A 26,623-nucleotide genomic window follows, 5' to 3' on the forward strand; every position below is an offset into this window, starting at 1 on the left:
GTCCTCGGGCTCGCAGCATCGCGACCGTGGCCACGGTCGTCGGGCGCTGCGAGCCCGAGGACGTGGTGGCCAACCGCCTCGACCCCTGGCACGGCGCCTGGTTCCACCCGTACTCCTTCGCGGCGCTGCGGGTGCTGAGCGCCCCGGCCGCCGACTGCCCACCTGCCGAGGACCGGTTCCTCGTCGAGGTGTCGTTCCGGGTCTCGGCCGGGCTCGGTGTTCCGGTGCACGCGGCGTTCAGCTGCCCCGACCCGCGCACCGTCACAATGGAGATCGTCGACGGTGAGGGCACCGGCAGCGTCGTGGAGACGCACGCGACGCCGCTGCGTCCCGGCCCGGACGGGCTGCCGCGGACGGCGGTGATCGAAGCCGTCGTCGCACACTCCGACCGGCCGGGGTTCACCCACGCCCGGCGGGTGGCCGGGGCACTGCGCCCGCTGATCGGCGCCACCGCGCGGCGGCTGTGGCGCGACGACATCGCCTACGCGGAGCGCCGGTACGCCCTGCGCAGCCGCTGAGCCGCCCGGCGCGGCGTCTCCCCCGCCTCCTTTTGCCACGAACGGCACTTTCGTTCAAACCTATTGAACGAGAGTGCCGTTCGTGGTGTTCGCGGGGGCGGGGTCGCTCAGCCGGCGGTCGGGGTGCCCTGGGGTGGGGTGTCGGCGTCGGACAGATCGAGTCCTTCCGGGGCGGTCGGGCCGGCGGCGTCCGCGGCGTCCTCCGCAGCCGGCCTGCGGCCCAGGAAGGTGTGCACGATGTGCGTCTGCCAGCCGGTCATGGTCTGGGTCCGGACGTCGGTGAACCCGGCGCCCACCATTCGCGCGGCGAACGCCTTCACCCCGTCGAAGCCCCGCACGCTGCGCCACAGGTACGTGTAGAGGTCGGCCGAGCCGGTCCGCAGCCGGCCCATCGGGATGATCACGCCCCAGGCCACCGAGTTCCAGATCAGCCTGCTGCGCAGCGAGTCGCGCACCGAGTACTCGTGCACCGCCAGCGGGGCACCCGGGCGCAGCAGGTCGTACATCCGCCGCAGGCCGTCGTCGCGGTCGGGCAGGTTGCGCACCAGGTAGGCGGCGAGGATCCCGTCGAAGGGCCCGGTGACACCGGCCCGTGCCAGATCCTCGAACCGGGAATGCACGAACCGCACCCCCGGCGGCCAGTTCTTGCGTCGCGCCTGGGCCAGCATCTCGGCGGAGCCGTCCACCGCGACGACCTCGGCGCCGGGCACCGCGTCCAGCAGCGCTGCCGTCGACGCACCGGTCCCGCACCCCAGATCGAGCAGCCGCAGCCCAGGCCTGCGCTTGAGCCCCATCCGCCGCGCGGACATGCGCAGGTGCTCGTGGTAGCCGGGGTTGGCGTTGACCAGCTTGTCGTAGCTGCGCGCGTGAGCGTCGAAGGCGCGGGGCACGCTCGTCGGCCCGATCGATCGGCTCGGCTCCGGTGGAGTCACGACCTCTCCTCGCTGTCGCTGGCCGCCGGGTGCATCGCTGGCTCACCGGCGCGGACACGCCCGCATCCTGTCGCATCTACCGATTCCACCCAAGCGGAACGCGCTCGTGCCCGTACTCTGATTGCGATGGTCCGCGCACTCGCGGTGAGCGACGAGGTGGTCGCCGGGCTGCGAACCGACGCGGCCCGGCAACTCGGCGTCGACCTGGTGCTGGCCGCGGGCGATCTGCCCTTCGACTACCTGGCCGAGTTGTCCGACCGGATCGACCGCCCCGGCGTGCTGGTCCCCGGCAACCACGACGCCGACCTGACCGGCTACACGCAGCGAGCCGGGCTGTGGAGCCGGGCCGGGCAGCCGTGCCACTGGCCGGCCCGGCGGGCTACGAGGACGCGGCCGGCCGGATCAGCGACGTCGCCGGGGTGCGCATCGCCGGCCTGGGCGGGTGCGTGCGCTACCGGCCCGGCCCCAACCAGTGGACCCAGGCCCGGCAGGCCCGGCGGGGACGCAAGCTGGTCCGGACGGCGCGCCGCCACCACCGCCGCGACGGGCGCGGCGTGGACGTGCTGCTCACCCAACGCCCCGCTGCGCGGCTGCGGGGACCGGGAGGACGGTCCGCACCACGGCTTCGAGTGCCTGCACGACGTCGTCGCGGCGTTGCGGCTACGACTGCTCGTGCACGGGCACATCCATCCGTACGGCGAGCACCTGGCGGACCGATTCCTGGGGGACACGCGCGTGGTGAACATGGTGGGCCGACGGATCTTGGAGGCCTGAGGGATGGACACCGGCTTTCCCCAGGCCGACGCCGAGAACGACTTTCTGCGCGTCCGCCGCAGACAGGTGCTGTCCCGGCTGGCGGCGTGGTTGCGCCGCGAGCCCGACGATGTCTCCGAGATCCTCCCGTTCGACGAGGTGGTCGCCGCGCTGGGCCGCACCGGCGAGCGCCCGCTCGGCCTGCGGGTCATCCCGCTCGACTCGATCGTCGGCAGCGTGGATCGCACCAAGGACTTCGACCGGTACTTCCGGCCGCGCTCGCAGCGCACCCGGGAGCGCTGGGAGCGGCTGGCCCGCGCGCAGCGGCGTGGCGAGGAGATCCCGCCGATCGACGTCTACCGCGTCGGCGGCCTGCACTTCGTCCGCGACGGCCACCACCGGGTCTCGGTCGCGCACGCGCTCGGCCTGCGCAGCATCGAGGCGAAGGTTGTCGAGGTCACCACGAAGATCGACCCGAACGGCATCGTGCACCGCGGCGACCTGATCACCAAGGACCTGCGGCGGGTGTTCCTGGACCGGGTGCCGCTGTCCGGGTGCGCGCTGGCGTCGATCACGGTGACCGACCCGTGGAGCTACGCCGAGCTCAGCGAGACCGTCGAGGCCTGGGGCTTTCGGCTGATGCAGCACGAGGGCCGCTGCCTGGACCGCGAGACGGTGGCCAGGCGCTGGTGGTCGGAGGAGTTCAAGCCGGTGGTCCGGATGCTGCGGCAGGCCGAGCTGATCGGCGAGCGCACCGACGCCGAGGCCTACCTGCAGCTCGCCTGCCAGCGCTACCGGTTGATGCGCACGCACCGCTGGGACGACGAGGTCGTCGACCGGCTACGCGCGAACCCCGGCGCCTGACCCACCCCCGCGAGTCGGCACCTTCCGGCGCCCGAGTCGGCAGTTCGGGGAGCGCGGGGGCGGCACGCGGGTGCGAACCCGTCTCCCCAGAACGCCGACTCACTCTCCCGAATGTGCCGACTCGCGGGACTAGGCGGTCAGGTTGACGCCGCTCGACGGGTGGAAGATCTGGATCTTGTCGGTGTCGATCCAGACCTCGGACCGGCTGCCCTCGGTCGCCGAGGACGCCGCCGAGAGCCGGGTGACCAGTTGCCCGGCGCTGTCCGGGACGTCCGCCGTGCCGGCGTCGGCGGCCAGGTCGGCCAGGTCGTCGGACATCGCCTGTTCGCCCTCGAGCCTGAAGTAGGCGAACTTGTCCGAGCCCATCGACTCCAGCACGTCCACCTCGGCGGTGAACACCGAGCCTCGGGACCGCATGTGCTCCTCGATCAGCGCTGCGTCCTCGAAGTGCTCGGGGCGGATGCCCATGATCACCTCACGCGGGGCGTCGGCCGCATCGAGGCTGCGGCGCAGCGCGTCGGAGATCGCGAGGTCCCCGAGCGAGGTCCGCAGCGCACCGTTCTCCAGCCGCGCCGGCAGGAAGTTCATCGCCGGGGAGCCGATGAACCCGGCGACGAACAGGTTGGCCGGGTGGTCGTAGAGCGCCTGCGGCGAGCCGATCTGCTGCACGACCCCACCGCGCATGACGACGATCCGGTCGCCGAGAGTCATCGCCTCGGTCTGATCGTGGGTGACGTACACGGTTGTGGTGGAGAGGCGCTGCTGCAACTTCGACACCATCGTGCGCATCTGCACCCGCAGCTTGGCGTCGAGGTTCGAGAGCGGCTCGTCCATCAGGAACGCCTTGGGGTTGCGCACGATCGCCCGGCCCATCGCCACCCGCTGCCGCTGGCCGCCGGACATGTTGGCGGGCTTGCGGTCCAGGTGCTGGGTCAGGTCGAGGATCCTGGCGGCCTCCTCGACCTTGCGGTTGATCTCCACCTTGTCCACCTTGGCGATCTTCAGCGGGAACGCCATGTTCTCCCGCACCGTCATGTGCGGGTAGAGCGCGTAGGACTGGAACACCATGGCGATGTCCCGGTCCTTGGGCGCCCGCTCGTTCATCCGCTCGCCGCCGATGCGCAGCTCGCCGGAGCTGATGTCCTCCAGCCCGGCGATCATGTTGAGCGCGGTCGACTTCCCGCAGCCCGACGGGCCCACCAGGATGATGAACTCGCCGTCGGCGATCTCGAGGTTGATGTCGTCGGCGGCGACGGTGCCGTCCGGGTACCGCTTGGTCACCTGGTCCAGAACGATCTCGGCCACGTCGTTACCCCTTCACTGCGCCGGAGGTCAGGCCGGCGACGATCCGGCGCTGGAAGAACAGCACGAACACGATGATCGGGATGGTGAGCAGCACCGCGGCCGCCGCGATCGAACCGGTCGGCTCGGCGAACTGCGAGGCTCCGGTGAAGTTCGCGATCGCCACGGGTGCCGTCTGCGAACGGCTCGTCGAGGTCAGCGTGATCGCGAACAGGAAGTCGTTCCAGCAGAAGATGAACACCAGGATGGCCGTGGTGAACACCCCCGGCGCCGCCAGCGGCACGATGATGGAGCGGAACGCCTGCAGCGGCGTCGCGCCGTCCATCTTGGCGGCCTTCTCCAGCTCCCACGGGATCTCCCGGAAGAACGCCGACAGGGTGTAGATCGCCAGCGGTAGCGCGAAGGTGATGTAGGGCAGGATCAGACCGGGCCAGGTGTCGAACAGCCCGAGCGCACGCTCGATGTCGAACAGCGGTGTCGCCAGCGAGATCTGCGGGAACATCGCGATGAGCAGGGAGATCCCGACGAGCGCCTTCTTGCCGGGGAAGGCGAGCCGGCCGATCGCGTAGGCCGCCATCGTCCCGATCACCACGGCGAGCAGCGTGGAGATGACGGCGATGCCGATGGAGTTGCGCAGCGCGCTGGTGAACAGGCTGATCTGGAAGATCTGCGAGTAGTTCTGCCAGGTCCAGCTGCGCGGGATGAAGTTGCCGTCGGTGACGGTGTCGGCTGTCTTGAACGACAGGCTGACGATCCACAGCACCGGGACGAGCGCGTAGACGATGACGAGCAGGTCGGCCACGGCCCACCAGCCCTTGCGGGATCCCGTCCGTGTTCCGGTCATGGCGGCCATCGCTCAGCGCCTCCCGTCCGGTTCCGAGCCGGGCGCGGCGGCCCCGAAGATCTTGATGAACAGCACCGCGATCAGCGCCACCGCGATGAAGATCAGCACACTGATCGCCGACCCTATGCCCAGGTTGAACGCCTTGAACAGGTTGTCGTAGCCGAGGATCGAGACCGACCCGGTGCCGTTCGAGCCCTGGGTCAGGATGTAGATGTTGTCGAAGACCCTGAACGCGTCGAGCGTGCGGAACAGCAGCGCGACGAGGATCGCCGGCTTCATCATCGGCAGGATGATCCGGGTCAGCCGCTGCCAGGGGCCCGCCCCGTCGACCTGCGCGGCCTTGAGCAGGTCGTCAGGGACCAGCGCCAGGCCCGCCATCAGCAGCAGGGCCATGAACGGCGTGGTCTTCCAGACCTCGGCGAGGATGATCAGCGCGATCGCCGAGACCTGCTCGGTCAGCGGCGCCGAGCCCGCCGGGAGCAGCGCCGCCAGGTAGCCCTTGTCCGGCGTCCACGCGAACTGCCAGCTGAACGCCGCAACCACCGTGACGATGCCGTACGGGATCAGCACGACGGTGCGGGTCAGCCCGCGGCCGACGATCGTGCGGTGCATGACCAGCGCCAGCGCCAGGCCGAGCACGAATTCGACGGCCACCGAGATGATCGTGATGATCAGCGTGACGGCGAACGCGTTCCACCAGTAGGGCGAGCTGAGCACGGCCCCGTAGTTGGCCAGGCCGGCGAACGTGCGCTCGGCGGGGAACCGCAGGTCGTAACGCTGCAGCGAGAGCCAGACCGCGTAGACGATCGGATAGGCGGTGACGGCGAGCATGATGATCGCCGCGGGCGCGCAGAGCAGCAGCCCCAGCCGGCGTTCGGCCTTCGCGCCCTCGGAGCGGGCCGTGGTGCCGTTCCTGCGATGTGTCGCGGGCGGCGCGGGCGCCGACTCGGTCGTTGGTGCCGTCGGTACCGTCATGGGACCAGTCCCTCCGACCTCTCCGCCTTGCCGACCTGGTCGGCGAGCTGGCCGACCACCGTGTTCGGGTCGATCTGCGCCGGCGGGTTCAGCAGATCGGAGATCACGATGGAGATGCTCTGGTACGCCGGGGTCTTCGGGCGCACGCTCGCGTTGTCCAGCGATTCCTTGATCGCCTGCCAGGCCGGGTACTTCTGCTGGAACGACGGGTCGCCGTAGAGCGACTCGAGCGTCGGCGGCACGCCGCCGTCGACGGCGTTGCGCAGCTGGTTGTCCCGGTTGCGCAGGCACTGGACGGCCTCGAAGGCGAGATCCTTGTGCTGCGATGTCGAACTCACGGCCAGGTTGAGCCCGCCGATGGTCACGTGCGCGGGTTGTCCCGCGACGACCGACGGGTAGGGCGCCCAGGCGAACTCGTCGATGACCCGCCGGCCGGTGTTCACACCGGCCGGCCTGCCCTGGGCGTCGATGAACGTTCCGCCGCCACCGCCGTCGGGCGGCGGAGTGTTGATCGACGCGTAGACGAACGGGTAGTTGACCTGGAACGCGGCCGTCCCGGCCTCCATGGCCAGCCGGCCGTCGTTCTCCTTGGCCACCGAGATCGACGGGTCCGAGCCCGGCGCCGTCGCGACCTGCTTCATGATGTCCACGGCACGCTGGGCGGCGTCGCCCCTGCCGACCAGGACATCGCCGTTCTCGTTGACGATCTGCCCACCGGCACTGCTGAGCAGCGTGTTGAACCAGACGGTCAGGCCCTCGTACTGCGCGCCCTGGACCTCGATGTAGGACGGCAGCCCACGGGCCGCCAGGGCCTGCGAGTCCTTGATCATCTGATCCCAGGTCGCCGGCGGCGTCGGCGAGAGGTCCTTGCGGTACCACAGGATCTGGGTGTTCGTGTTCAGCGGCGCCGCCCACAGCGCGCCCTGGTAGGTGCCGGTCTCGAGGGGACCGGGGAGCGTGCCGCTCGTGACCGCGGCGGCCTCGGCGTCGGGGAACTTCTCGATCCATCCGGCGGCGGCGAACTCGGCGGTCCAGGTGACGTCGATGCCCATGATGTCGACGGCCGGGTCCCCCGCCACCAGGCGTCGCGCGAGCTGCAGGCGCTGGTCGTCCGCGCTCTTCGGCAGGGTCTGCTGGACCACCGAGTACCTGCCGCCCGCGGCCGCCGTGCACGCCTTGGCCGCGGCGGCGTACTGCGTCGCGCCGTCGGCCGGGGTGTAGAAGCTCAGGACCGGTGGCCCCGCCGCGGCGGCCCCACAGCCGGCGATCGTGGCCGCCACCAGCATCGCTCCCCCGGCGGCGGCGAGCCCGCGCCTGCGGCCCCTGCGTGGTCGCCACCCGTGCCGCGGATGCAGCGGCTCCGCCATGCCGGCCTCCCGTCGTGGGCCGCCGGAAGGCCGTGGTCGGGCCGCACGACGGCGTGTTCAGCCTGTGACGCCGGTCACCGAACACCCCGGCAGTGGCAACCTAAGTGCGCGCGGCTGACCCCGCAATTGGGGACGCGGAGGACGAGACCGGAACGAGACATTCCGGGGCGATCGGACGCGGGTCAGGTAGCGGGATTCGGCCCCATGGCCAGCTTCGCCAGCAGCTCACGGGCCTTCTCGGCGTTGCGCGGCTGGCACAGCACGTCATAGCGGCCCGCCACCATCTGACTGGCGGAGGTGAAGTCGCGCCGGCCGCGGGTCGCCCCGTAGCCGACCGCGGCGAAGATCAGCCCGAAGAGCAGACCGCTGGCCAGGCCGACCAGGATGGGCCCCAGCGGATTGTTGCCCGAGCTGAACAGGCTCAGCAGCAGACCGACGAACAGACCGAACCAGGCGCCCGAGGCGGCCCCGGACACCAGCACCCGACCCCAGGTCAGGCGGCCGATGACGCGCTCGACGAGCATCAGGTCGACTCCGACGATCGTGACGTCGCGGACCGGGAAGTCACTGTCGGCGAGGTGGTCGACGGCCCGCTGGGCCTCTGCGTAGGTGGCGTACGAGCCGACCGGCCACCCGGTCGGCGGAGTGGGCAGGTTGGGCAGCCCGGGCGCGGTTCGCGCCGGGCCACCGAACGGGGTCGTCACGGGACCGTCTCCTCGATGTCGGGACACCTGGCTGTCAGGGGCCCACATCATGTCAACGCGCGAGGTTGCCGCCCAGTGCCCGGGAACGCATCACACGTTCAGGCACGATCCTCGCCAGCTGCCGGAAAGCCACGTTCCCCCCACCTGCCGGGGGACGAAAGGCAGGACCGCGTGTGCCGATCCGGCGGCACGCAGCCCCGCCCGGCAATTCGGTTGCTCAGCCCCGCAGCTTGTACTCCCGCAGCAGACCCCGGCTGATGATCGTCTTCTGGATCTCGGAGGTGCCCTCGCCGATCAGCAGGAACGGCGCCTCGCGCATGAGCCGCTCGATCTCGTACTCCTTGGAGTAGCCGTATCCACCGTGGATGCGGAACGCCTCCTGGGTCACCTCGGCGCAGTACTCCGACGCGATCAGCTTGGCCATGCCGGCCTCGACGTCGTTGCGGCTCCCCGAGTCCTTGAGCCGCGCCGCGTTGACCATCATCAGGTGCGCGGCCTCGACCTTGGTGCCCATCTCGGCCAGCTTGAACGCGATCGCCTGGTGCTCGGCGATCGGCTTGCCGAAGGTGCTGCGCTGCTGGGCGTACTCGGCCGCGAGCTCGAAGGCCCGGATCGAGATGCCGCAGGCGCGCGCGGCCACGTTGACCCGGCCGACCTCGACACCGTCCATCATCTGCGCGAAGCCGCCGCCGCGCTTGCCGCCGAGGATCTGCTCGCCGGCCACGCGGTGGCCCTTGAACACCATCTCGGTGGTGTCGACGCCCTTGTAGCCCATCTTGTCGATCTTGCCGGGGACGATCAGCCCCGGCGCGACCTCGCCGTACCCGGTCGGCTTCTCGACCAGGAACGTCGTCAGGTTCTGGTAGGGCTTGGACTGGCCCTCGTCGGTCCTGACCAGCACCGCGGTCAGGTTGGACGTGCCACCGTTGGTCAGCCACATCTTGGCGCCGTCGATGACCCAGTCATCGCCGTCCTGCACGGCCTTGGTCTTGATCGCGGCCACGTCGGAGCCGAGGTCGGGCTCGGACATCGAGAACGAGCCGCGGACCTCACCGGTGGCCATCCGGGGCAGGTAGCGCTGCTTCTGCTCCGCAGTGCCGTGCTGGTTGATCATGTAGGCCACGATGAAGTGGGTGTTGATCACGCCGGAGACGCTCATCCACCCGCGCGCGATCTGCTCGACGACCAGCGCATAGGTCAGCAGCGACTCACCGAGGCCGCCGTACTCCTCGGGGATGGTGAGCCCGAACAGGCCCATCTCCTTCATCCCGTCGACGATGTCCTGCGGGTAGGTGTCGGCGTGCTCGAGCTCGTTCGCGTACGGGAGGATCTCCTTGTCCACGAACGTCTTGACGGTGGACAGGATCTCCTGCTGGATGTCGGTCAGACCGGCGGTCTGGGCGAGCCGGGCCATGGTGTTCCTCCTGGATAGGGGCGGTGCAAGCGGGACGGGCAGGCCTCAGGCCTCCGGCGGCGTCCACTTGTTCGTGCGCTCCATGCCGGCGGCCCGACCCTTGCCGGAGATCACCAGCGCCATCTTCCGCGAGGCCTCGTCGATCATCTCGTCGCCGATCATCGCCGCGCCACGCTTCCCGCCGGCCTCCGAGGTGTAGTACTCGTAGGCGTCGAGGATGTTCTCCGCGTGGTCGTAGTCCGACTGCAGCGGGCTGTAGGCCTCGTTGGCCGCATCGATCTGGCCGGGGTGCAGCACCCACTTGCCGTCGAAGCCCAGCGCGGCCGAGCGGCCGGCGACGCGGCGGAACCCGTCGACGTCCTTGATCTGCAGGTACGGCCCGTCGATGGCCTGCTTGTCGTGCGCGCGGGCGGCCATCAGGATGCTCATCAGGATGTGGTGGTAGGCGTCGCCCACGTCGTATCCGGGAGGCTGCTCGCCGACGACCAGCGACTTCATGTTGATGCTGGCCATGAAGTCGGCCGGGCCGAAGATGATGGTCTCGACGCGCGGCGACGCGGTGGCGATCGCGTTGACGTTGGTCAGGCCGAGCGCGTTCTCGATCTGCGCCTCGATGCCGATCTTGCCGACCTCGTAGCCCATGGTCTTCTCGATCTGGGTGAGCAGCAGGTCGAGCGCGACGATCTGCTCGGGGGTCTGCACCTTCGGCAGCATGATCGCGTCGAGGTTGGCCCCCGCGCCCTCCACGACCTCGGTGACGTCGCGGTAGGTCCACTCGGTGGTCCAGTCGTTGACCCGGACCACGCGGATCTTGTCGCCCCAGCCGCCCTCGTTCAGGGCCGCAACGATCGTCTTGCGGGCGCCCGGCTTGGCCAGCGGCGCGCACGCGTCCTCGAGGTCCAGGAAGACCTGGTCGGCAGGCAGCGTCCGGGCCTTGTCGATGAACTTCTGACTGGATCCCGGGACCGCGAGACACGAACGGCGGGCACGGTTACGAGTACTCACAAGCGGACTCCTCGTCGAGGTCGGCGCGGGTTGGAAAGATGCTGGCACGTTCCCGCCCCCGCAGCGCGGTTGGGTGATTGGTTTCTCACCCAGCCGAGGTGAGCGGTTGTTACCGACGGGTCACTTGCGCTGTGCGCGGTGACCCCCGCGCCCCTGCTCACCACCTGGCAGCGCCACCAGCTCCCCGCCGGCCACGGCGGCCACGCCACCGCGCACCGAGGTCTGCACCGCCGCCCCGCCGCGGGCCCGCACGAGCGCCTCGAGCGTCGACGGCCGCCCGATCTCCGCACCCTGGGCGACCGTGAACGCCGATTCCCCGTCGGGGGCGAGCAGCCCGCGATCGACCAGGTAGACCCCGAGCGCGACGGCCGCCGACCCGGTCGCCGGGTCCTCGTCGACGCCCACCCCGGCGCCGAACATCCGCAGGTGCACCTGTTCGGCCGCCTGGTCGATGCTGAACACGACCAGGCCCGTGAGGTCCGCGGTGAGCGCCCGCAGCGTGATCGGGTCGGGCACGGCCCGGGCCACGGCGTCCGCCCGCACCGGCAGGAAGGCGTAGGGCACCCCGGCGGCGGCGATCCCCGGTGCCGCGGCGCCGTCCACGTCGTCGAGGTCGAGTCCCACCGCCGCGGCCAGCGCGGCCGCGTCGAGGTCGTCGCCGACCTCCGGCGTGCCCCCGCTGACCCGGGCGCCGGCCCCGTCGACCTGCACCGGCAGCAGCCCGGCGCCGCACTCCTGCACCACCTCGCCGGTCCCGATCACCCCGTCGCGGGCGAGCACCCACGCGGTGCCGACGCTCGGGTGCCCGGCGAAGGGCAGTTCCACGGCCGGGGTGAAGATCCGCACCCGGTAGTCGGCGCCGGACCGGGTGGGCGGCAGCGGGAACGCCGTCTCGGAGAGGTGGAACTCGGCGGCGATCGCCTGGAGCGCTTCGGTCGCCAGCCCGTCGGCGCCGTGCACCACGGCCAGCGGGTTACCGGCGTACGGCCGGTCGGTGAACACGTCGACGATGTCATACCGGAGGTTCGTCACGTCTGATGACCCTAGGGTGACCAGCGCGGACGGCCACCTGACCCGGCTCTAGTCTGACCTCATGGGCGCGGCGCGGGTTTTCGTGGCACGGATGGCGGGGCTGGCCGTCTTCGGCCCCGACGGCGAGCGCATCGGCAAGGTCCGTGACGTGGTCGTCTCGTTGCGCGTCGACCCCAGCCCCCCGCGGGTGCTGGGGCTGGTCGTCGAACTGGCCACCCGCCGCCGGATCTTCGTACCCATGCTGCGCATCACCAGCATCGACCCGGGCGCGGTCACGCTGTCCACCGGTTCGGTGAGCCTGCGCCGCTTCACCCAGCGGCCCAACGAGGCGCTCGTCATCGGTCAGGTCGTCGACGCCCCGGTGCGGCTGATGGAATCAGGTGAGGACGCCGTCGTCGTCGACGCCTCGATCGAGCAGACCCGCTCCCGGGACTGGGTGGTCGGGCAGCTCGCGGTCCGCCCCCGGCGCACCCGGCTCACCCGCCGCACCCAGGTCAACGTGGTGCCCTGGAGCGCCGTCTCCGGACTCACCCTGTCCGATCGCCAGGGCACCGAGGGCCTGCTGGCGGTGTTCGAGACGATGCGCCCGGCCGACGTCGCCGCGGCGCTGTCCGAGCTGCCGATCAAGCGGCAGCACGAGGTCGTCGACGGTCTCGACGACGAGCGGCTGGCCGACGTCTTCGAGGAGATGTCCGAGGCCGACCAGCGTGAGCTGCTCGGGCACCTGGGCTCCGAGCGGGCCGCCGACGTGCTCGAGGCGATGTCCCCCGACGACGCCGCCGACCTGCTCGGTGAGCTCCCCGCGGCCGAGTCCGACCGGCTGCTGGCGCTGATGGAGCCCGAGGAGTCGGCACCGGTCCGGCGACTGCTGCGCTACTCCGCGGACACCGCGGGCGGCCTGATGACCCCGGAGCCGATCATCCTGCGCCCGGACGCGACGGTGGCCGAGGCGCTCGCGCACATCGCCAACCCCGACATCCCGCCCGCGCTGGCCAGCATGGTCTTCGTCTGCCGGCCGCCCGCGGAGACGCCCACCGGCCGCTACCTGGGCTGCGTGCACCACCAGCGGCTGCTGCGCGAGGCGCCGTTCGAACTGGTCGCCGGCATCGTGGACAGCGAGCTGGCCCGGCTCACCCCGGAGGCCACGCTCGAGGAGATCACCCGCTACTTCGCCGCCTACAACCTGGTGGCCGGTCCCGTCGTGGACGGCGAGGACCATCTGCTCGGCGCGGTCACCGTGGACGACGTGCTGGACCACCTGTTGCCGGCCGGCTGGCGGGACGAGATGACCGAGCCCACCGACGGCTACGTCGGCAGTGGCAGTGGCGAGAACAGGCTCGCGAGCGAGGTGGCCGGGGAGGTCGACAGTGCCTGAGCTGTACACGAACCGCCGCCTCGACCAGCCACGGCTGGGCCGGCGCCGCCTCGAGGTCGACCCGGAGGGTTTCGCCCGGCTCTCGGAGCGGGTCGCCCGCTTCCTCGGCACCGGACGGTTCCTGGCCATCCAGACCGTGATCGTCGTGGTCTGGATCGGCATCAACCTGGCCATGGTCCAGCTGCAGTGGGACCCGTACCCGTTCATCCTGCTCAACCTGGCCTTTTCCACCCAGGCCGCATACGCCGCGCCGCTGATCCTGCTGGCGCAGAACCGGCAGGACGACCGCGACCGGGTCGCGCTGGAGGAGGACCGGACCCGGGCCACGCGCACCAAGGCCGACACCGAGTACCTGGCCCGCGAGCTCGCCGCGCTGCGCCTCGCCGTGGGTGAGGTGGCGACCCGCGACTACCTGCGTGGCGAGCTCGAGAAGCTCGCCGAGAAGATCACCACGGAGTCACCGGACCAGGGACAGCGTGAGACGGGCGACGGCGCCGAGCGTCCCCGCAACAACCGGGTCAGCCGGCCAGCAGGCGACTGATCCGCTCCAGCGTGGCGAGGTCGTCGGGGTCCAGCCGGTTGACGAAGTGGCGCTGAATCCCGGACAGGTGGGTGCGAGCGGCGATGCGCAGCCGGTCCAGGCCGGCGGGGGTCAGCTCCGCGGCGACCCCGCGGCCGTCGGACTCCACCGGGCACCGGGCGACCAGCCCGGCCCGCTCCAACCGGTCGACCAGCCGGGTCACCCCGGAGCGCGACAGCAGCACCGCGTCGGCAAGTTCGGTCATCCGCAGCCGCCGCTGCGGCGCCTCCGCCAACTGCACCAGGACGTCGTAGGCGGCCAGCGACAATCGCTGCTCGGTCACCAACTCGGCCTCGAGAATCCGGGTGATGGTGGCGTGTGCACGCAGGAACGCCCGCCACGAGGCGAGCTCCTCGCGATTCGGCCTGGCCCCCCGGTCCGTTGCTGGCCGAGCCTCCGCGATGTCCGTCACGTCCGTAGATGCTACGGACGCACGGGCCATTCCGCCCACGCACGTAGCATGGGCGGCGAGTCGCCGCGGCCGAATGCCGCGCACACTGACGTCGCAAGGAAGGTCCAGCGGAGAACCTGATGTCCGTCATCGGAAACGCACACGCCGACACCGTGGAACAGGCCGTCCGGGCCGCGCTGGCCAAGGTGGAGGACCCGGAGATCCACAAGCCGATCACCGAACTGGGGATGGTCAAGGGCGTCGCGGTGTCCCCCGGCGGCATCGCCCACGTCGGGGTCTATCTCACGGTGGCCGGCTGCCCCATGCGCGAGACCATCACCTCGCGGGTCACCACCGCGGTCTCGGCGGTGCCCGGGGTGCGCGAGGTCCGGGTCGAGCTGGACGTGATGAGCGACGAGCAGCGCACCGAGCTGCGCCGGTCGCTGCGTGGCGACAGCGCGGAGCCCGTCATCCCGTTCGCCCAGCCGGGTTCGCTGACCCGGGTCTACTGCGTCGCGTCCGGCAAGGGCGGGGTCGGCAAGTCCTCGGTCACGGTGAACCTGGCCGCCGCGATGGCCGCCCGCGGGCTGAGCGTGGGTGTGGTCGACGCCGACATCTACGGCCACTCGGTGCCGCGCATGCTCGGCACCACCGCGCGGCCCACCAAGGTCGAGAACATGATCATGCCGCCGCAGGCGCACGACGTGAAGGTCATCTCGATCGGCATGTTCGTCGAGGGCAACACGCCGGTGGTCTGGCGTGGCCCGATGCTGCACCGTGCGCTGCAGCAGTTCCTCTCCGACGTGTTCTGGGGCGACCTGGACGTCCTGCTGCTCGACCTGCCGCCGGGCACCGGTGACATCGCGATCTCCACCGCGCAGCTGATCCCGAACGCGGAACTGCTGGTCGTCACCACCCCGCAGCAGGCCGCCGCCGAGGTGGCCGAGCGGGCCGGCTCGATCGCACTGCAGACCCGTCAGCGCCTCGCCGGCGTCGTCGAGAACATGTCCTGGATGGAGATGCCCGACGGCTCCCGGATGGAGGTCTTCGGGTCCGGTGGCGGGCAGACCGTGGCCGATTCGCTGAGCCGGTCCCTCGGAGCGCCGGTGCCGCTGCTCGGCCAGATCCCGCTGGAGACCCGGCTACGCGAGTGCGGCGACACGGGCACCCCGATCGTGCTGGCCGAACCGGACTCGGCGTCGGGCAAGGCGCTGCGGGCGGTGGCCGACAAGCTGTCCGCGCGCGCCCGCGGCCTGGCCGGCATGTCCCTGAACATCAGCCCGGTCCGCAAGTAGCCGCCACCACCGCCGCCCCGTTTCGTGGGTTCACGGGGGGCGGGGCGGGTCAGGAGGTGGCGTCGGTGACGGCTTTCGCCCAGAGGGCGACGGCCGCATCGACCTGCTCCGGCGTCACGATCAGGGGCGGGATCATCCGGACCACGTTGCCGTAGGCGCCGCAGGTGAGCAGCAGCAGGCCGTGCCGGGCCGCGGCGGCGTGCGCGCGGGTGGCCGTCTCCGGGTCGGGTGCGCCGTCCGCGGTGACGAACTCGTTGCCCACCATGAGGCCCAGGCCGCGGACGTCGGCGATCCCGGGGTGGTCGGCGGCCACCGAGCGCAGTCCCTCCAGCAGGCGCAGGCCCTGCGCGGCGGCGTTGGCGACGAGGTTCTCCCCCTCGATCACGTCGAGGGTGGCCAGTGCCGCGGCGCAGGCCACCGCATTGCCGCCGTAGGTGCCGCCCTGCGAGCCGGGCCGGGCCCGTGCCATCAGCGCGGCGGGCGCGGCGATCGCCGAGAGCGGGAAGCCGCTCGCCAGCCCCTTGGCGGTGATCAGGATGTCGGGGGTGACACCGGCGGCGTGCTGGTGCCCCCAGAACCTGCCGGTGCGGCCGAACCCGGTCTGCACCTCGTCGGCGATGAGCAGGATGCCGTGCGCGTCGGCGCGCTCCCGTAGCCCGGCCAGGAACGCCGGCGGCGCGGGCACGTAGCCACCCTCGCCGAGCACCGGCTCGATCAGCATCGCGGCGACGTCGCTCGCCGGGGCGGTGGTGACGAGCAGCCGGTCGAGTTCGGCGAGCGCGAACCGGACGGCTTCCTCCTCGGTCCATCCGTAGCGGAACGCGTACGGGAACGGCGCGAACGCGACGCCGCCCATCATCGGCCCGATCCCGGCCCGGATCTTGGCCCCCGACGTGGTCAGCGCGGCGGCACCCATGGTCCGGCCGTGGAAGCCACCGTCGAACGCGACGATCAGTTGCCGGCCGGTGGCGTGCCGGGCCAGCCGGACCGACGCCTCGACCGCCTCGCTGCCGGAGTTGAGGTAGAAGACGCTGTCCATGCCCGCGGGCAGCACGTCACCGAGCCGTTCGGTGAGCCGCAGCAGCGGCTGGTGCATGACGGTCGTGTACTGGCCGTGGATGAGCGTGCCGACCTGCTCCTGCGCGGCCGCGACCACGGTGGGGTGGCAGTGGCCGGTGCTGGTGACGCCGATCCCGGCGGTGAAGTCCAGGTGCCGGTGGCCCTCGGTGTCGTAGAGGTAGACCCCCTCGCCGCGGGCGACCAGGACCGGCGTGGCCTGCTTCAGGACCGGGGACAACTGTGCCATGCGCGTGCTCCCACCTCGGTTCACCGTAGCGATTGTCGAGTTGTCGACAATCGACAACAACGATGGAACCACGCTGCCCGGGGTCTGTAAACCCGCGGCGCTCAGGTCGGCGGCGCAGCGGGTGACCGGCAGGTCAGGCCGGGACGGCGGGCGGCGCGGGTTCGCCTCCGGTGCCGGCGGTGCCGGCGGTGCCGGCAGTGCCGGCCCTGGGGGCCCCGCCGAGGATGCGGGCCACGGCATCGGCCATGTGCTCCTCGAGCGTGGCCACCAGCCGGTCCGCGTCGCCGTCGCGCACCGCGTCGCGCAGGACCCGGTGCTCGGCGAGCAGGTCCGCGGCCGGCGGCGGGTTCTGCTGCAGCGCGGCCAGGCACATCCGCGTCTCCACCAGCAGCGCGTCGGCCATCCGGCGCAGCCGCGGGCTTCCGGCGGCGGCCACCAGTTCGTGATGGAAGTGGTGGTCGGCGTCGGCCAGCGCCACGGCGTCCCCGGCCTCGGCGGCGGCCTCCATCCCGGAGAGGGCAGCGGTGAGCCGCTCGGTCGCGGCCGGCCGGTCACCGGCCAGGACGAGCAGCGCCGCGGCGCGCTCGACGGCGGTACGCGCGATGTAGACGTCGCGGACGTCGGCGGTGGTGAGGTCACGGACGAACAGCCCGCGATGCCGCTCGCTGCGCAACAGGCCCTCCGCGACCAGCCGCTGCATCGCCTCCCGCAGCGGCCCGCGGCTCACCCCGAGCCGGCCGGCCAGCTCGACCTCGCCGAGCTGGGTACCGGGCGGGAACGTGCCGCGCATGATCGCCTGCCGGATCCGGTCGGCCACGATGGCCGCCGTGGACCGCCGGCTGACCGGCTCCAGATCGCTGACATCCAGCATCATGAGCTCTTCCCGTCCTCTGTTGTGCCGACCCGGACCCCGCCGGATCCTCGCCCTCAGCCTGCGGCGAACAAGGCCCCGAGGCCTGCCCGCGGCCGGTCGGCGCCGGCCAGTCGCAGCCCCTGCCAGACGCTGACCTGGTTGGCCGTGAGCACCGGCTTGCCGACGCGAGCCTCCAGCGCGTCGAGCAACTCGACGGTGTGCAGCGCGGTGTCGGGCAGCAGGACGGCCTGGGCCTGCGGGTGGTCGGCGGCCGCAGCGAAGTCGAGGACCAGATCGGCTGGCAGGGTACCCACCTCGGCGGCGGTGACGATCCCGCGGGCCGACAGTTGCCGGACCGCGACCCCGCCCCGCGCCAGGAACGCCACGAACCGCTCGGCGACGTCGCCGGGGTAGGTGGCGCCGACCGCGACCCGGGTGATCCCGAGCCGGGCACACGCGTCGACGAAGGCGAACGAGGTGCTCGACGCCGGCACTCCCGCGGTCTGCCGCAGCGCCGCGACCTGGGCCGACGCCCCGTCCCAGCCGAACACGAAGCTGCCACTGGTGCAGGCCCAGACGATCGCGTCCAGCGGCCCGCCTGCGGCGACCGCGCGGGCCCCGTCGGCGAGGACGTCGTCGCCGCCGATGTCGAGCAGCGCGTCGACGCGGTGGGCGTCCTCGCGCATCTCGGTGTGCACCAGCGGCAACCGGCTGCCGTCGCCGAGCAGCTTCTCGGCGCGCGGGTAGTCGTCCTCGGCGGAGTAGCCCGGGTAGAGAACGCCCACGGTCGGGGGCGGCATCGGCGGGGTCGCCGCAGTCATCTCAGGCATAATTGTCGACAATCATACGAAAGCTGTCCCGTCGTCAAGCGACCGAGAGCCGGCCCGGCGCGGCGAGCAGCCGGCCCCCGCCGACCGCCGACCGGCCGATCGCACGCAGGGCGGCCCACATGGTGACCTGGTTGGCCGTGAGCACCGGCTTGCCCAGGGCCTGTTCGAGCGGCTCGATGACGTCATAGGTGGGCAGGTTGGTGCAGCTGATGAACAGTGCCTCCGCCTCCGGCCGGTCCACCGCCTTGACGATCTCGACGACCTCGGCGTACGTGACCCGCCAGATGTTGCCGAGCAAGCCGAGGCCCTGCTTCGACACCGTCTGCACGTCGTGCTCACCGAGGTAGCGGACCAGCCGGGCGGTCACCGCGTCGATGTAGGGCGTGGCGATGGCCAGCCGATGCACGCCGAGCACCCGCATCGCCTCGATCAGCGCCCCCGAGGTCGTGGACACCGTGGGCGCCCCGGCCTCCAGCATCGTGCGGCGCAGCACGTACTCGCCCTGGGTCCCGCCGACGAAGCTGCCGGACGTGCAGGCGAAGGTGACCACCCCGGGCTGCGGGGTCAGCACGTCCCGGGTGGCCCGGCGCAGCGCCCGGCGGTCGCCCACGGCGACGGCCATCTCGACGGTCACCGGCGTGGTGAAGAACGGCAGCCTGGTGAGGTAGAGCGAGACGTCCTCGGGCGCCCAGCGCCACAGCTCGCGGTCCAGGGCGAAGTCGAACGGGGCGATGACCCCGATGCCCGGCGGGTTGTCCGCGTCGTCGCCGGCCGGCTCGACGAGGCCGACGGACAGTTCGATCGGCACGGCGCTCGCTCCCCGGCTACCGCACGCCGGATCGCTCGGTGAGCCTCTCGTAGACGAGCCGCTCGCCGACGCTGCCGGACCGCCACACGTCGTGGCACGCCTCGGCCATGGCGTCCAGGCCCTCCACGATCGTCGCGTAGACGTTGCCGGGCACCCAGCCGACGTCGCCGTTGAGCAGCAGGTTGTTGCGCCCGTAGAAGATGGCCAGGTCGATGACACCGGGCAGGTGGTCGACGTTCTGGTCGGCCTTGAACGACTGGTCGAGCATCCCGCCGGAGAAGGAGAAGTACACGACGTCACCAGGGATCGGGGTGACGGTGGTGTTCTCGTAGCCGATCTCGTCACCGAAACGCGGGACCATCGTGTACACCTCGTTGCGGGCGTACTTGGCGTGCTGGGCGTCCCCGGCGAGCGGCAGCGCATCCCACACGGCCGCGCACGTGCGCGGCGCGTCCTTCTCCAGGAGCTCCGCCACGCACGAGACGCCGCGACGGCCGAGCGTGATGCTGATGAGTTTCGACAAGACTGACCACCCCGCGAGCGCAGTGTTGATGTCCGGGTCTTCTCCGTCGCGCGCCTGTGCCGCGGATTGTTGACAATCATACGAGGGCTTCCTAGCGTGTCAATGCCCCGGCCGGCCCCCGCGAAAGGACCGTTCGTTTGCCCGTTTCTACTGGTCAGCGCCACCGATCGAGGGCGACGATCGCCGTTCTACACGCCGAGGACCGCCCGCCCGCACTCGAGGAACACGTGTCCGGGGCCGAGTTGCGCTTCGCCACCGCCGGCACCCTCGCCGACGCGCTACCCGGCTGCGACGTGCTGCTGGTGTGGGACTTCACCTCCGACGCCGTCCGCGACGCCTGGCCCGCAGCCGACGCGATGCGCTGGGTACACACCGCGAGCGCCGGCGTCGACCGGTTGATCTTCCCCGGCCTCGTCGGTTCCGACGTCACCCTGACCAACTCCCGCGGGGTGTTCGACATCCCGATGGCCGAGTACGTGCTCGGCCTGGTGCTCGCGTTCGCGAAGGACCTGCCGCGCACACTGGCCCAACAGGCGCGCGGCGAGTGGCAGCACCGGGAGACCGAGAACGTGGCCGGCCGCTGCGCGGTGGTCGTGGGCGGCGGGCCGATCGGCCGGGCCGTCGCGGCTCTGCTCGCGGCCGTCGGATTGCGGGTTCCACTGGTGGGGCGGCGCGCCGCGGACGGCGTGCACGGCTTCGACGAACTCCGCGGGCTGCTCCCGGACGCCGACTTCGTCGTCCTGGCCGCTCCGCTCACCGAGGCCACCCGGGGCCTGCTCGATGCCGCGGCGCTGCGCCGGCTCAAGCCCACCGCGCGGGTGATCAACGTGGGCCGCGGCGGGCTCGTCGTGCAGCCCGACCTCGTCGACGCGCTCCGCGAAGGACGGATCGCCGGGGCGGCACTGGACGTGTTCGAGACCGAGCCGCTGCCCGCCGACTCGCCGCTGTGGACGATGCCGAACGTGATCGTGTCCCCGCACATGTCCGGTGACACGGTCGGCTGGCGGGAGAGCCTGGTCGAACTGTTCGCCGACAACCTGGACCGCTACCGCGCGGGCACCCCGCTGCGCAACGTCGTCGACAAGACACGCGGTTACGTCACGAACACGACGGCAGGAGACCCGCCATGAGCGCCATCGGCACCACCGCCGCCGACCTCAGCGCCACCGAACTGCTCGCCGCGTACCGCTGCGGGGGCCTCTCCCCCGTCGAGGCCACCCGGGACACGCTGGACCGCATCGAGCAGCTCAACGGGGCGGTCAACGCGTTCTGCCTGGTCGACGAGGCCGGCGCGCTCGCCGCGGCGAAGGAGTCGGAGCAGCGCTGGCTGCGCGGCGCCCCGCAGGGCCGCCTCGACGGGGTGCCGACGTCGATCAAGGACATCCTGCTGACCATCGGCTGGCCGACCCGGCGAGGGTCGCGCACCACGCCGGCCGAGGGCACCTTCGACGTCGACGGCCCGCCCGTGGCCCGGGTGCGCGAGCACGGCGCGGTACTGCTCGGCAAGACGACGACCCCCGAGCTCGCCTGGAAGGGCGTCACCGACTCACCGCTGACCGGGGCCACCGGCAACCCGTGGGATCCCGCGCTCACCGCGGGCGGCTCGAGCGGGGGCAGCGCGGCCGCGGTCGCGCTCGGCATGGGCGCGCTGAGCCTGGGTACCGACGGCGGTGGCTCGGTGCGCATCCCCGCCGCGTTCACCGGCACGACCGCACACAAGCCGACCTACGGCCGGGTCCCGCACCACCCGGCGAGCCCGTTCGGCACCCTCGCCCATGTCGGGCCGATGACCCGGACCGCCACCGACGCCGCCCTGCTGCTCGACGTCGTCTCCGGTGCCGACGACCGGGACCCGTGGGCGCTCGCGCCGCCCACCGGGCGGTTCACCGACGCGCTGGCCGGCGGGGTGGCCGGGCTGCGGATCGCGGTGAGCCCGACCCTGGGGTACGCGACGGTCGACCCGGAGGTGGCCGCGGCGTTCGAAGCCGCCACCGACGTGTTCGCCACGCTGGGCGCCACGGTGGAGTTCGCCGACCCGGGGTTCGCCGACCCCGTCGAGCCCTTCGAGGTGCTGTGGTTCGCCGGGGCGGCGAAGACGATCGAACACCTCGACGCGGCCACGCGCGCGACGATGGACCCGTCGCTGGTGGAGATCGCCGAGCAGGGCGCCCGGTACAGCGCGGTCGAGTACCTGACCGCGATGGCCGTCCGCAACGACCTCGGCACGCTCATGGGCGCGTTCCACCGCAGCTACGACCTGCTGCTCACCCCGACCCTGCCGATCGCGGCGTTCCCGGTCGGACTGGAGGTGCCATCCGGGTCGGCGCCCCCGCGCTGGACGTCGTGGACGCCGTTCACCTACCCGTTCAACATGACCCAGCAGCCCGCGGCCAGCGTGCCCTGCGGGTTCACCGCCTCCGGGCTGCCGGTCGGGTTGCAGATCGTGGGCCCCCGGCTCGCCGACGCGGTGGTGCTGGCCGCCGCGGACGCGTTCCAGCAGGCGACCGACTGGCACCGCCGCCGGCCGGCGCTGCTCGCGTCTTGAGCCCCGGCGGGCGTCAGGTCGCGTCGGGGTCGATCGGCGGGCGCTCGCCGGGTGCGAGGCGCTCGGGTTCGGGGGCGGTGGCCGGGTGCCGGGTCTCGGCCGGCCCCGCGCCGGCAGCGGGCGCGCCGGCCGCGGGGGCGAACCCGTTCGGCTTCTGGGCCGGGCCGTCGTCGAACAGGGTGCGCCGGACGGCGGTGCGGGGGTTGAAGTCACGCAGCCCGCGCAGATCCTCGAGCGGCTTGCGCAGCTCGTCGAACTCGGGACCGAGCTCGTTGCGCAGCTGGTCACGGGCGCCGGTGGCGTACTCGCGCACCTGGCGCACGGTCCGGCCGAGCCAGGCCATGGCGGAGGGCAACCGCTCGGGACCCAGGATGAACAGCCCGGCCACGATCAGGACCAGGATCTCGCCCCAGCCGACGCTGTCGAACACGACGTCAGCGTAGGCGATGGTTCGGTCCCGGCATCAGTCGGAGCCGAGCACCGCCTGCACCGTGAGCGGGCGGCCGTCCCGGACCAGGTGCACCTGCACCGTGTCGCCGGGCTTGTGCTCGCGCACCGCGACCACCAGCTCGTCGGCCCCGGCGATGGTCCGGTCGTCCAGCTTGACGATCACGTCGCCCTCGACGACACCGGCTGCGGCCGCCGGGCCGCCGTCCACCACGTTCTGCACCTGGGCGCCGTCGGTGATGCCGTCGGTGACCGACTTGGTGTTGACGCCGAGGTCGGCGTGTTTGACGACCCCGGTGCGGATCAGCTCCTGGGCGATGCCGCGGGCGTCGTCGATGGGGATGGCGAACCCGAGGCCGATCGAGCCGCCCTCGCCCTGACCGAGGCTGCGGATCGCGGTGTTGATGCCGACCACGGCCCCCGTGGAGTCGACGAGCGGCCCGCCGGAGTTGCCGGGGTTGATCGCGGCGTCGGTCTGGATCGCGTCGATCACGGCGTTGGCGCCGGTCTCCCCGCTGTCGAGGCGCACCGGCCGGTTCAGCGCGCTCACGATGCCGTCGGTCACGGTGCCGGCCAGCCCGAGCGGCGACCCGATGGCGAGCACGCCGTCGCCGACCGCGAGCGAGTGCGACGACCCGATACGGGCCACGGTCGGGTTGCTCACCGCCACCTTGACCACGGCCAGGTCGGTCTTCGGGTCGCGCCCGACGATCTGCGCGGGTGTGCGGGTGCCGTCGCTGAAGATCGCCTCGATGTCGGAGCCCTGGGCGTCGGCCGCGGGTGCGACGACGTGGTTGTTGGTCAGCACGTACCCGGAGGGGTCGATGACGATCCCGGACCCGGTCCCGCCCTGGTCCCCCACCCGGATCTCGATCGAGACCACGGCGGGCACCACGCGTGCGGCGATGTCCGCGACGGAGCCCGGCGGACGTTCCTTCGCCGCGGTCACGGAGGTGAGCGTCGCCCCGGGCTCGGTGAGCGCCGAAGCGCCGTCCGCGGTCAGCCGGCCGATCAGCCCGCCTGCGGCTCCGATGAGCAGCGCCATGATGCCGAGCAGCGCCAGCGCCCGCGGCTCGACCCGTCGGCCGAACAGCACCTCGCGCACGCTCAGTCGTGCCCCCGGCCCCCCGGGAGCCGGCACGGCCGCGGGCTCGGCGGGCGCGGGGGGGCCGAGTTCGGCGGCGCTACCCGGGTTGCGCCACGGGTCGATGTCGGCCGGGACGTCCCCCGCGTTCCAGAAGGTGTCGGGTCCGGCCGGGTCCGTGCCGTTGTGCTGCGGGTCGGGCGGGCGCTGCAGCGCTGTGGTGTCGCCGGGGCCGCGGCCGAACGCGCCGGCCAGGGCGGGCGGTGGCGGCGGCGCCGGCGAGGATCCCGCGACCGGGCCGCCGTTGACCTGGTCGCCGCGGGCGAACCCGCCGCGCACACCGTCGGGGCGACCGAAAACCGACGCCGCCCCGGCGTCCACGGGCGGGCGCTCCAGCGGGCGCGGTCCCAGCCGCGGCGGCTCCGGCCCGGCCGCAGCGCGCTCGGCGGCGTCCTGCTCGTCGCTCATCGCGGGCCGGCTCTCCTGGGTGCGGGATCGGGCGGAAGACTCGCCTCCCAGCCTGCCTCAGGCCGGGTGAAGTCCGCGTAGCCGGGCGCCGCCGGGGCCGTCAGTGCTGCCCGGCGACCGGGAAGCTGGGGGGCATCGTGTCCAGGCGGTGGGTCAGGTCGGTCTGCGTCACCGTCGGGGACGGGGTCTCGGCCGCGGCGGGGGTCGCGGTCGCGCCGGAGGCCGGCGACATCCGGGCGTCGAGCACGGCACCGGCCTGCGCGCCGTTGCCGAGCAGGGAACCACCGAGGACGCCGCGGTCGGCGGCCGGCACCGCGGTGGGCGCGTCGATCGAGGCGGACGGCGCGGCGAGGGCCAGCGCGCCCAGGGCGAGCCCGGACACGGCGGCGCCCGCGCCCAGGCGCATCCGGCGATGCATCGTCGAGCGCCGGTCGGGCACGCTCCGGGGGACGCCTGCGCCGGGGGCGGGGCGCTCCGGCGGGTGCGGCGGCACCGCGGCCGGCGGGTGCGGCGGCACCGCGGCCGGCGTGGGCCGCAGCACGGAGACGAACCGGCCCTCGGCCGTCATCGCCAGCCCCGGGGGCGGGCCGGGGAGATCGGTGTCCTGCGGGATCGCCCGCAAGCTGGACAGCAGCGACGACGGCATGCTGGGCCCGGCGGCGGAGCGCAGCGCTGCCCGGACCTGTCCCTGCGCGATGACCTCGGCGGCACATTCGGGGCAGTGCGCGACGTGCTGGCTCGCCCGGGCGTGCGCGCCGGCCGTGAGCTCGTCGTCGACGAAGGCGACGATCGCATCCAGGGTCAGATGCGCCTCACCCCAGTCCGGCGCGCTCACCGAAAAGCGCCGGCGCGCATCGGTCATCCGTTGACCTCCCCAGCAAGAACGACAGGGCCCATGTCCGTCATCTCCGCCGTGGCCCGGCGACGCTCCAGCGCACTGCGAAGGGCTGCCCGGCCGCGATGGATCCTGCTTCGCACAGTACCCAGCTTCACGCCCAAGGTGGCACCGATCTCCTCGTAGGAGAGGCCCTCGACGTCACACAGCACCACCGCGGCGCGGAACTCCGGCGCCAACTCGTCGAGCGCCGCCTGCAGTGTCGGGTCGAGATGGGTCTCAGAGAACACGACCTCGGGCTCGGGCCCACCGCCGGGGATCCGGTCGGTGTCCTCCGGCAGGCCCTCCATCCGGACCCGGGCCCGGCGGCGCACCATGTCGAGGAACAGGTTCGTCGTGATGCGGTGCAGCCAGCCCTCGAAGGTGCCGGGCCGGTAGGACGCGAGCGAGCGGAACACCCGGATGAACGTCTCCTGGGTGAGGTCCTCGGCGTCGTGCGGGTTCCCGGTGAGCCGGTAGGCGAGACGGTAGACGCGGTCACCGTGCTCGCGCACGACCTCGTCCCAGCTCGGCGGCGTCCAGTCGGCGCCCTCCCCGGGCAGCACGGTAGCGGTCGGGGCCTGCGCCGTCGGCCGGGCACCGAGCTGTGCGGTGGCTGGGCGGTCGGTCATCGGGGGAGCGCACCTCCTGCGGCGGGTCGTACCGCTGTGGGGAAACGTCCCGCACGGTGCCCGTGTTCCCGGACCCCGGCGGGGCGACGGTCGACGACCCCGACCGTGCTGGTGACAACAGTCCCTTATGGGCGTGAAGGACGGGTGAGAAGCATCTGAGAAGAACCTGTGAATACGACGGACCGGTATCGCTGCGCAGTGCCGAATCCGCAGCGCAGTAGCCTCTTGACCATGACCGGCCCCGCTGACGACGTCCCGGGCGACGCCGCCACCGGCGCCACCGTTCGCGACTACGTCGAATCCTACCTCGCCGAGGACGACGTCCTGGCTGCCGCACGGGCCCGCGCCGCGGATGCCGGGAGCGTGCCGATCGGGCCCGGCGGCGGCGCCGGGCTGTGCTTCCTGGCCGCGACGATCGGGGCCCGCGCCGTGGTGGAGATCGGCACCGGGACGGGCGTCAGCGGGCTGTGGCTGCTGCGCGGGATGGCTCCCGACGGCGTGCTGACCTCGATCGACATCGACCCGGAGCAGCAGCGCGGCGCCCGCAGCGGGTTCATCGAGGCCGGCTACGGGCCCTCCCGGCTGCGGCTGATCAACGGGATGGCGCTGGAGGTGCTTCCCCGGCTCACCGACGGCGGCTACGACCTGGTGTTCGTCGACGCGGAGCGGTCCGAGTACACCCGCTACCTCGACGAGGCGATCCGGCTGCTGCGCCCCGGCGGGGTGGTCGCGCTCAACCACGCCCTCGGTCACGGCCGGGTGGCCGATCCCGGCGCCCACGACGCCGACACGCTCGCGCTGCGCGAGGTGACCCACCAGGTCCGCGCGGACGAGCGACTGGTCTCGGTGCTGCTACCCCTCGGGGCGGGTCTGCTCGTGGCGACGAAGGTGCGGTAGGCCCG

28 protein-coding genes are annotated in these 26,623 nt (G+C 72.3%); 9 read left to right on the top strand and 19 right to left on the bottom strand.

The features are described 5' to 3' along the window. A partial coding sequence (locus HF526_RS25590; protein WP_239029150.1) for a DUF5914 domain-containing protein occupies window positions 1-518 on the top strand: 518 nt, incomplete at its 5' end. Between the two features lie 107 nt (window positions 519-625). Here HF526_RS25590 and HF526_RS25595 read toward each other — a convergent pair. Further along, window positions 626-1,450 carry a class I SAM-dependent methyltransferase gene (locus HF526_RS25595; protein ID WP_338051740.1) on the bottom strand — a complete coding sequence of 275 codons (825 nt, stop codon included), beginning with the start codon at window positions 1,448-1,450 and terminating at the stop codon, window positions 626-628. Between the two features lie 126 nt (window positions 1,451-1,576). Here HF526_RS25595 and HF526_RS25600 point away from each other — a divergent pair, with 126 nt between their 5' ends. Continuing rightward, on the top strand, window positions 1,577-2,224 hold the full coding sequence (locus tag HF526_RS25600) for a metallophosphoesterase (RefSeq protein ID WP_169384125.1): 648 nt from the start codon (window positions 1,577-1,579) through the stop codon (window positions 2,222-2,224). A gap of 3 nt (window positions 2,225-2,227) precedes the next feature. Next, window positions 2,228-3,067: a ParB N-terminal domain-containing protein gene (locus HF526_RS25605; RefSeq protein ID WP_169384126.1), complete on the top strand. Its 840-nt coding sequence runs from the start codon at window positions 2,228-2,230 to the stop codon at window positions 3,065-3,067. Between the two features lie 129 nt (window positions 3,068-3,196). Here HF526_RS25605 and HF526_RS25610 read toward each other — a convergent pair whose 3' ends face one another. The 8 genes from HF526_RS25610 to HF526_RS25645 form a co-directional block, all read right to left on the bottom strand. Next, window positions 3,197-4,372, bottom strand: coding sequence for a sn-glycerol-3-phosphate ABC transporter ATP-binding protein UgpC (locus HF526_RS25610; RefSeq protein ID WP_169384127.1), 1,176 nt, complete (start codon window positions 4,370-4,372; stop codon window positions 3,197-3,199). A gap of 4 nt (window positions 4,373-4,376) precedes the next feature. Continuing rightward, window positions 4,377-5,213, bottom strand: coding sequence for a carbohydrate ABC transporter permease (locus HF526_RS25615; protein ID WP_169384128.1), 837 nt, complete (start codon window positions 5,211-5,213; stop codon window positions 4,377-4,379). A gap of 12 nt (window positions 5,214-5,225) precedes the next feature. After that, the gene (locus HF526_RS25620; protein ID WP_211177791.1) at window positions 5,226-6,188 is read right to left on the bottom strand and encodes a carbohydrate ABC transporter permease; all 963 of its coding nucleotides are present in this window, start codon (window positions 6,186-6,188) and stop codon (window positions 5,226-5,228) included. After that, the gene (locus HF526_RS25625; RefSeq protein WP_169384129.1) at window positions 6,185-7,555 is read right to left on the bottom strand and encodes an ABC transporter substrate-binding protein; all 1,371 of its coding nucleotides are present in this window, start codon (window positions 7,553-7,555) and stop codon (window positions 6,185-6,187) included. Before HF526_RS25625 ends, HF526_RS25620 begins: the two co-directional genes overlap by 4 nt. 182 nt (window positions 7,556-7,737) lie before the next feature. After that, complete coding sequence (locus HF526_RS25630; protein WP_169384130.1) at window positions 7,738-8,259, bottom strand: general stress protein; 522 nt, start codon at window positions 8,257-8,259, stop codon at window positions 7,738-7,740. 217 nt (window positions 8,260-8,476) lie between these two features. Beyond that, window positions 8,477-9,673 carry an acyl-CoA dehydrogenase family protein gene (locus HF526_RS25635; protein ID WP_169384131.1) on the bottom strand — a complete coding sequence of 399 codons (1,197 nt, stop codon included), beginning with the start codon at window positions 9,671-9,673 and terminating at the stop codon, window positions 8,477-8,479. 45 nt (window positions 9,674-9,718) lie between these two features. Beyond that, window positions 9,719-10,678: an aldolase/citrate lyase family protein gene (locus HF526_RS25640; protein WP_169384132.1), complete on the bottom strand. Its 960-nt coding sequence runs from the start codon at window positions 10,676-10,678 to the stop codon at window positions 9,719-9,721. 120 nt (window positions 10,679-10,798) lie between these two features. After that, entirely contained in the window at window positions 10,799-11,710 is a 912-nt protein-coding gene (locus HF526_RS25645; RefSeq protein WP_169384133.1) for a PhzF family phenazine biosynthesis isomerase, read from the bottom strand. A 61-nt stretch (window positions 11,711-11,771) separates the two neighbouring features. Here HF526_RS25645 and HF526_RS25650 point away from each other — a divergent pair, with 61 nt between their 5' ends. Together HF526_RS25650 and HF526_RS25655 are read left to right on the top strand one after the other, a co-directional pair. After that, window positions 11,772-13,085, top strand: coding sequence for a magnesium transporter MgtE N-terminal domain-containing protein (locus tag HF526_RS25650; protein ID WP_169384134.1), 1,314 nt, complete (start codon window positions 11,772-11,774; stop codon window positions 13,083-13,085). After that, complete coding sequence (locus HF526_RS25655; protein ID WP_169384135.1) at window positions 13,078-13,626, top strand: DUF1003 domain-containing protein; 549 nt, start codon at window positions 13,078-13,080, stop codon at window positions 13,624-13,626. The genes HF526_RS25650 and HF526_RS25655 overlap by 8 nt, the downstream gene beginning before the upstream one ends. Here the strand turns inward: HF526_RS25655 and HF526_RS25660 are convergent. Beyond that, complete coding sequence (locus tag HF526_RS25660; RefSeq protein WP_338051741.1) at window positions 13,604-14,077, bottom strand: MarR family winged helix-turn-helix transcriptional regulator; 474 nt, start codon at window positions 14,075-14,077, stop codon at window positions 13,604-13,606. The two genes, HF526_RS25655 and HF526_RS25660, sit on opposite strands and share 23 nt — an antisense overlap. Window positions 14,078-14,196: 119 nt before the next feature. Between HF526_RS25660 and HF526_RS25665 the strand changes: the two genes are divergently transcribed. Then, window positions 14,197-15,351, top strand: coding sequence for an Mrp/NBP35 family ATP-binding protein (locus HF526_RS25665; RefSeq protein WP_169384136.1), 1,155 nt, complete (start codon window positions 14,197-14,199; stop codon window positions 15,349-15,351). Between the two features lie 49 nt (window positions 15,352-15,400). Here the strand turns inward: HF526_RS25665 and HF526_RS25670 are convergent, their stop codons facing one another. From HF526_RS25670 to HF526_RS25690, 5 genes are all read right to left on the bottom strand, one after another. Beyond that, window positions 15,401-16,657, bottom strand: coding sequence for an aspartate aminotransferase family protein (locus HF526_RS25670; RefSeq protein WP_169384137.1), 1,257 nt, complete (start codon window positions 16,655-16,657; stop codon window positions 15,401-15,403). Window positions 16,658-16,790: 133 nt separating this feature from the next. After that, complete coding sequence (locus HF526_RS25675; RefSeq protein ID WP_169384138.1) at window positions 16,791-17,531, bottom strand: GntR family transcriptional regulator; 741 nt, start codon at window positions 17,529-17,531, stop codon at window positions 16,791-16,793. A gap of 53 nt (window positions 17,532-17,584) precedes the next feature. After that, window positions 17,585-18,331: a maleate cis-trans isomerase family protein gene (locus HF526_RS25680; protein WP_420821656.1), complete on the bottom strand. Its 747-nt coding sequence runs from the start codon at window positions 18,329-18,331 to the stop codon at window positions 17,585-17,587. A 43-nt stretch (window positions 18,332-18,374) separates the two neighbouring features. Then, the gene (locus HF526_RS25685) at window positions 18,375-19,142 is read right to left on the bottom strand and encodes a maleate cis-trans isomerase family protein (RefSeq protein ID WP_338051749.1); all 768 of its coding nucleotides are present in this window, start codon (window positions 19,140-19,142) and stop codon (window positions 18,375-18,377) included. 22 nt (window positions 19,143-19,164) lie between these two features. Then, window positions 19,165-19,671, bottom strand: a complete 507-nt coding sequence (locus tag HF526_RS25690) for a DUF3830 family protein (protein ID WP_211177793.1) — start codon at window positions 19,669-19,671, stop codon at window positions 19,165-19,167. A gap of 137 nt (window positions 19,672-19,808) precedes the next feature. Between HF526_RS25690 and HF526_RS25695 the strand changes: the two genes are divergently transcribed. Both HF526_RS25695 and HF526_RS25700 read left to right on the top strand, forming a co-directional pair. Continuing rightward, the gene (locus HF526_RS25695) at window positions 19,809-20,801 is read left to right on the top strand and encodes a D-2-hydroxyacid dehydrogenase (protein WP_211177794.1); all 993 of its coding nucleotides are present in this window, start codon (window positions 19,809-19,811) and stop codon (window positions 20,799-20,801) included. Continuing rightward, window positions 20,798-22,216, top strand: a complete 1,419-nt coding sequence (locus HF526_RS25700) for an amidase (protein ID WP_169384140.1) — start codon at window positions 20,798-20,800, stop codon at window positions 22,214-22,216. The genes HF526_RS25695 and HF526_RS25700 overlap by 4 nt, the downstream gene beginning before the upstream one ends. A 13-nt stretch (window positions 22,217-22,229) precedes the next feature. On the opposite strand, the gene tatB is transcribed toward HF526_RS25700, so the two are convergent. The 4 genes from tatB to sigE form a co-directional block, all read right to left on the bottom strand. After that, entirely contained in the window at window positions 22,230-22,646 is a 417-nt protein-coding gene (gene tatB / locus HF526_RS25705; RefSeq protein ID WP_169384141.1) for a Sec-independent protein translocase protein TatB, read from the bottom strand. A gap of 33 nt (window positions 22,647-22,679) precedes the next feature. After that, on the bottom strand, window positions 22,680-24,215 hold the full coding sequence (locus HF526_RS25710; RefSeq protein WP_169384142.1) for a S1C family serine protease: 1,536 nt from the start codon (window positions 24,213-24,215) through the stop codon (window positions 22,680-22,682). Between the two features lie 100 nt (window positions 24,216-24,315). Beyond that, window positions 24,316-25,077 (bottom strand): anti-sigma factor family protein, encoded by a 762-nt coding sequence (locus HF526_RS25715; protein ID WP_169384143.1) that lies wholly within the window; start codon window positions 25,075-25,077, stop codon window positions 24,316-24,318. Next, window positions 25,074-25,721 (bottom strand): RNA polymerase sigma factor SigE, encoded by a 648-nt coding sequence (gene sigE, locus HF526_RS25720; RefSeq protein ID WP_169384144.1) that lies wholly within the window; start codon window positions 25,719-25,721, stop codon window positions 25,074-25,076. The genes HF526_RS25715 and sigE overlap by 4 nt, the downstream gene beginning before the upstream one ends. 231 nt (window positions 25,722-25,952) lie before the next feature. On the opposite strand from sigE, the gene HF526_RS25725 reads away from it, so the two are divergent. Beyond that, window positions 25,953-26,618: an O-methyltransferase gene (locus HF526_RS25725; RefSeq protein WP_169384145.1), complete on the top strand. Its 666-nt coding sequence runs from the start codon at window positions 25,953-25,955 to the stop codon at window positions 26,616-26,618. The last annotated feature ends 5 nt before the right edge of the window (window positions 26,619-26,623 follow it).

The organism is Pseudonocardia acidicola, from assembly GCF_012911935.1.
In the GTDB taxonomy this organism is placed as follows: Bacteria; Actinomycetota; Actinomycetes; order Mycobacteriales; family Pseudonocardiaceae; genus Pseudonocardia; species Pseudonocardia acidicola.

Excerpts from the sequence above, each read along its gene's own strand:
- HF526_RS25600 (WP_169384125.1), top strand. The coding sequence starts at position 1,577 with ATGGTCCGCGCACTCGCGGTGAGCGACGAGGTGGTCGCCGGGCTGCGA.
- HF526_RS25605 (WP_169384126.1), top strand. The coding sequence starts at position 2,228 with ATGGACACCGGCTTTCCCCAGGCCGACGCCGAGAACGACTTTCTGCGC.
- HF526_RS25615 (WP_169384128.1), bottom strand. The coding sequence starts at position 5,213 with ATGACCGGAACACGGACGGGATCCCGCAAGGGCTGGTGGGCCGTGGCC.
- HF526_RS25620 (WP_211177791.1), bottom strand. The coding sequence starts at position 6,188 with ATGACGGTACCGACGGCACCAACGACCGAGTCGGCGCCCGCGCCGCCC.
- HF526_RS25625 (WP_169384129.1), bottom strand. The coding sequence starts at position 7,555 with ATGGCGGAGCCGCTGCATCCGCGGCACGGGTGGCGACCACGCAGGGGC.
- HF526_RS25635 (WP_169384131.1), bottom strand. The coding sequence starts at position 9,673 with ATGGCCCGGCTCGCCCAGACCGCCGGTCTGACCGACATCCAGCAGGAG.
- HF526_RS25650 (WP_169384134.1), top strand. The coding sequence starts at position 11,772 with ATGGGCGCGGCGCGGGTTTTCGTGGCACGGATGGCGGGGCTGGCCGTC.
- HF526_RS25665 (WP_169384136.1), top strand. The coding sequence starts at position 14,197 with ATGTCCGTCATCGGAAACGCACACGCCGACACCGTGGAACAGGCCGTC.
- HF526_RS25670 (WP_169384137.1), bottom strand. The coding sequence starts at position 16,657 with ATGGCACAGTTGTCCCCGGTCCTGAAGCAGGCCACGCCGGTCCTGGTC.
- HF526_RS25675 (WP_169384138.1), bottom strand. The coding sequence starts at position 17,531 with ATGATGCTGGATGTCAGCGATCTGGAGCCGGTCAGCCGGCGGTCCACG.
- HF526_RS25680 (WP_420821656.1), bottom strand. The coding sequence starts at position 18,331 with ATGACTGCGGCGACCCCGCCGATGCCGCCCCCGACCGTGGGCGTTCTC.
- HF526_RS25700 (WP_169384140.1), top strand. The coding sequence starts at position 20,798 with ATGAGCGCCATCGGCACCACCGCCGCCGACCTCAGCGCCACCGAACTG.
- HF526_RS25710 (WP_169384142.1), bottom strand. The coding sequence starts at position 24,215 with ATGAGCGACGAGCAGGACGCCGCCGAGCGCGCTGCGGCCGGGCCGGAG.
- HF526_RS25715 (WP_169384143.1), bottom strand. The coding sequence starts at position 25,077 with ATGACCGATGCGCGCCGGCGCTTTTCGGTGAGCGCGCCGGACTGGGGT.
- sigE (WP_169384144.1), bottom strand. The coding sequence starts at position 25,721 with ATGACCGACCGCCCAGCCACCGCACAGCTCGGTGCCCGGCCGACGGCG.
- HF526_RS25725 (WP_169384145.1), top strand. The coding sequence starts at position 25,953 with ATGACCGGCCCCGCTGACGACGTCCCGGGCGACGCCGCCACCGGCGCC.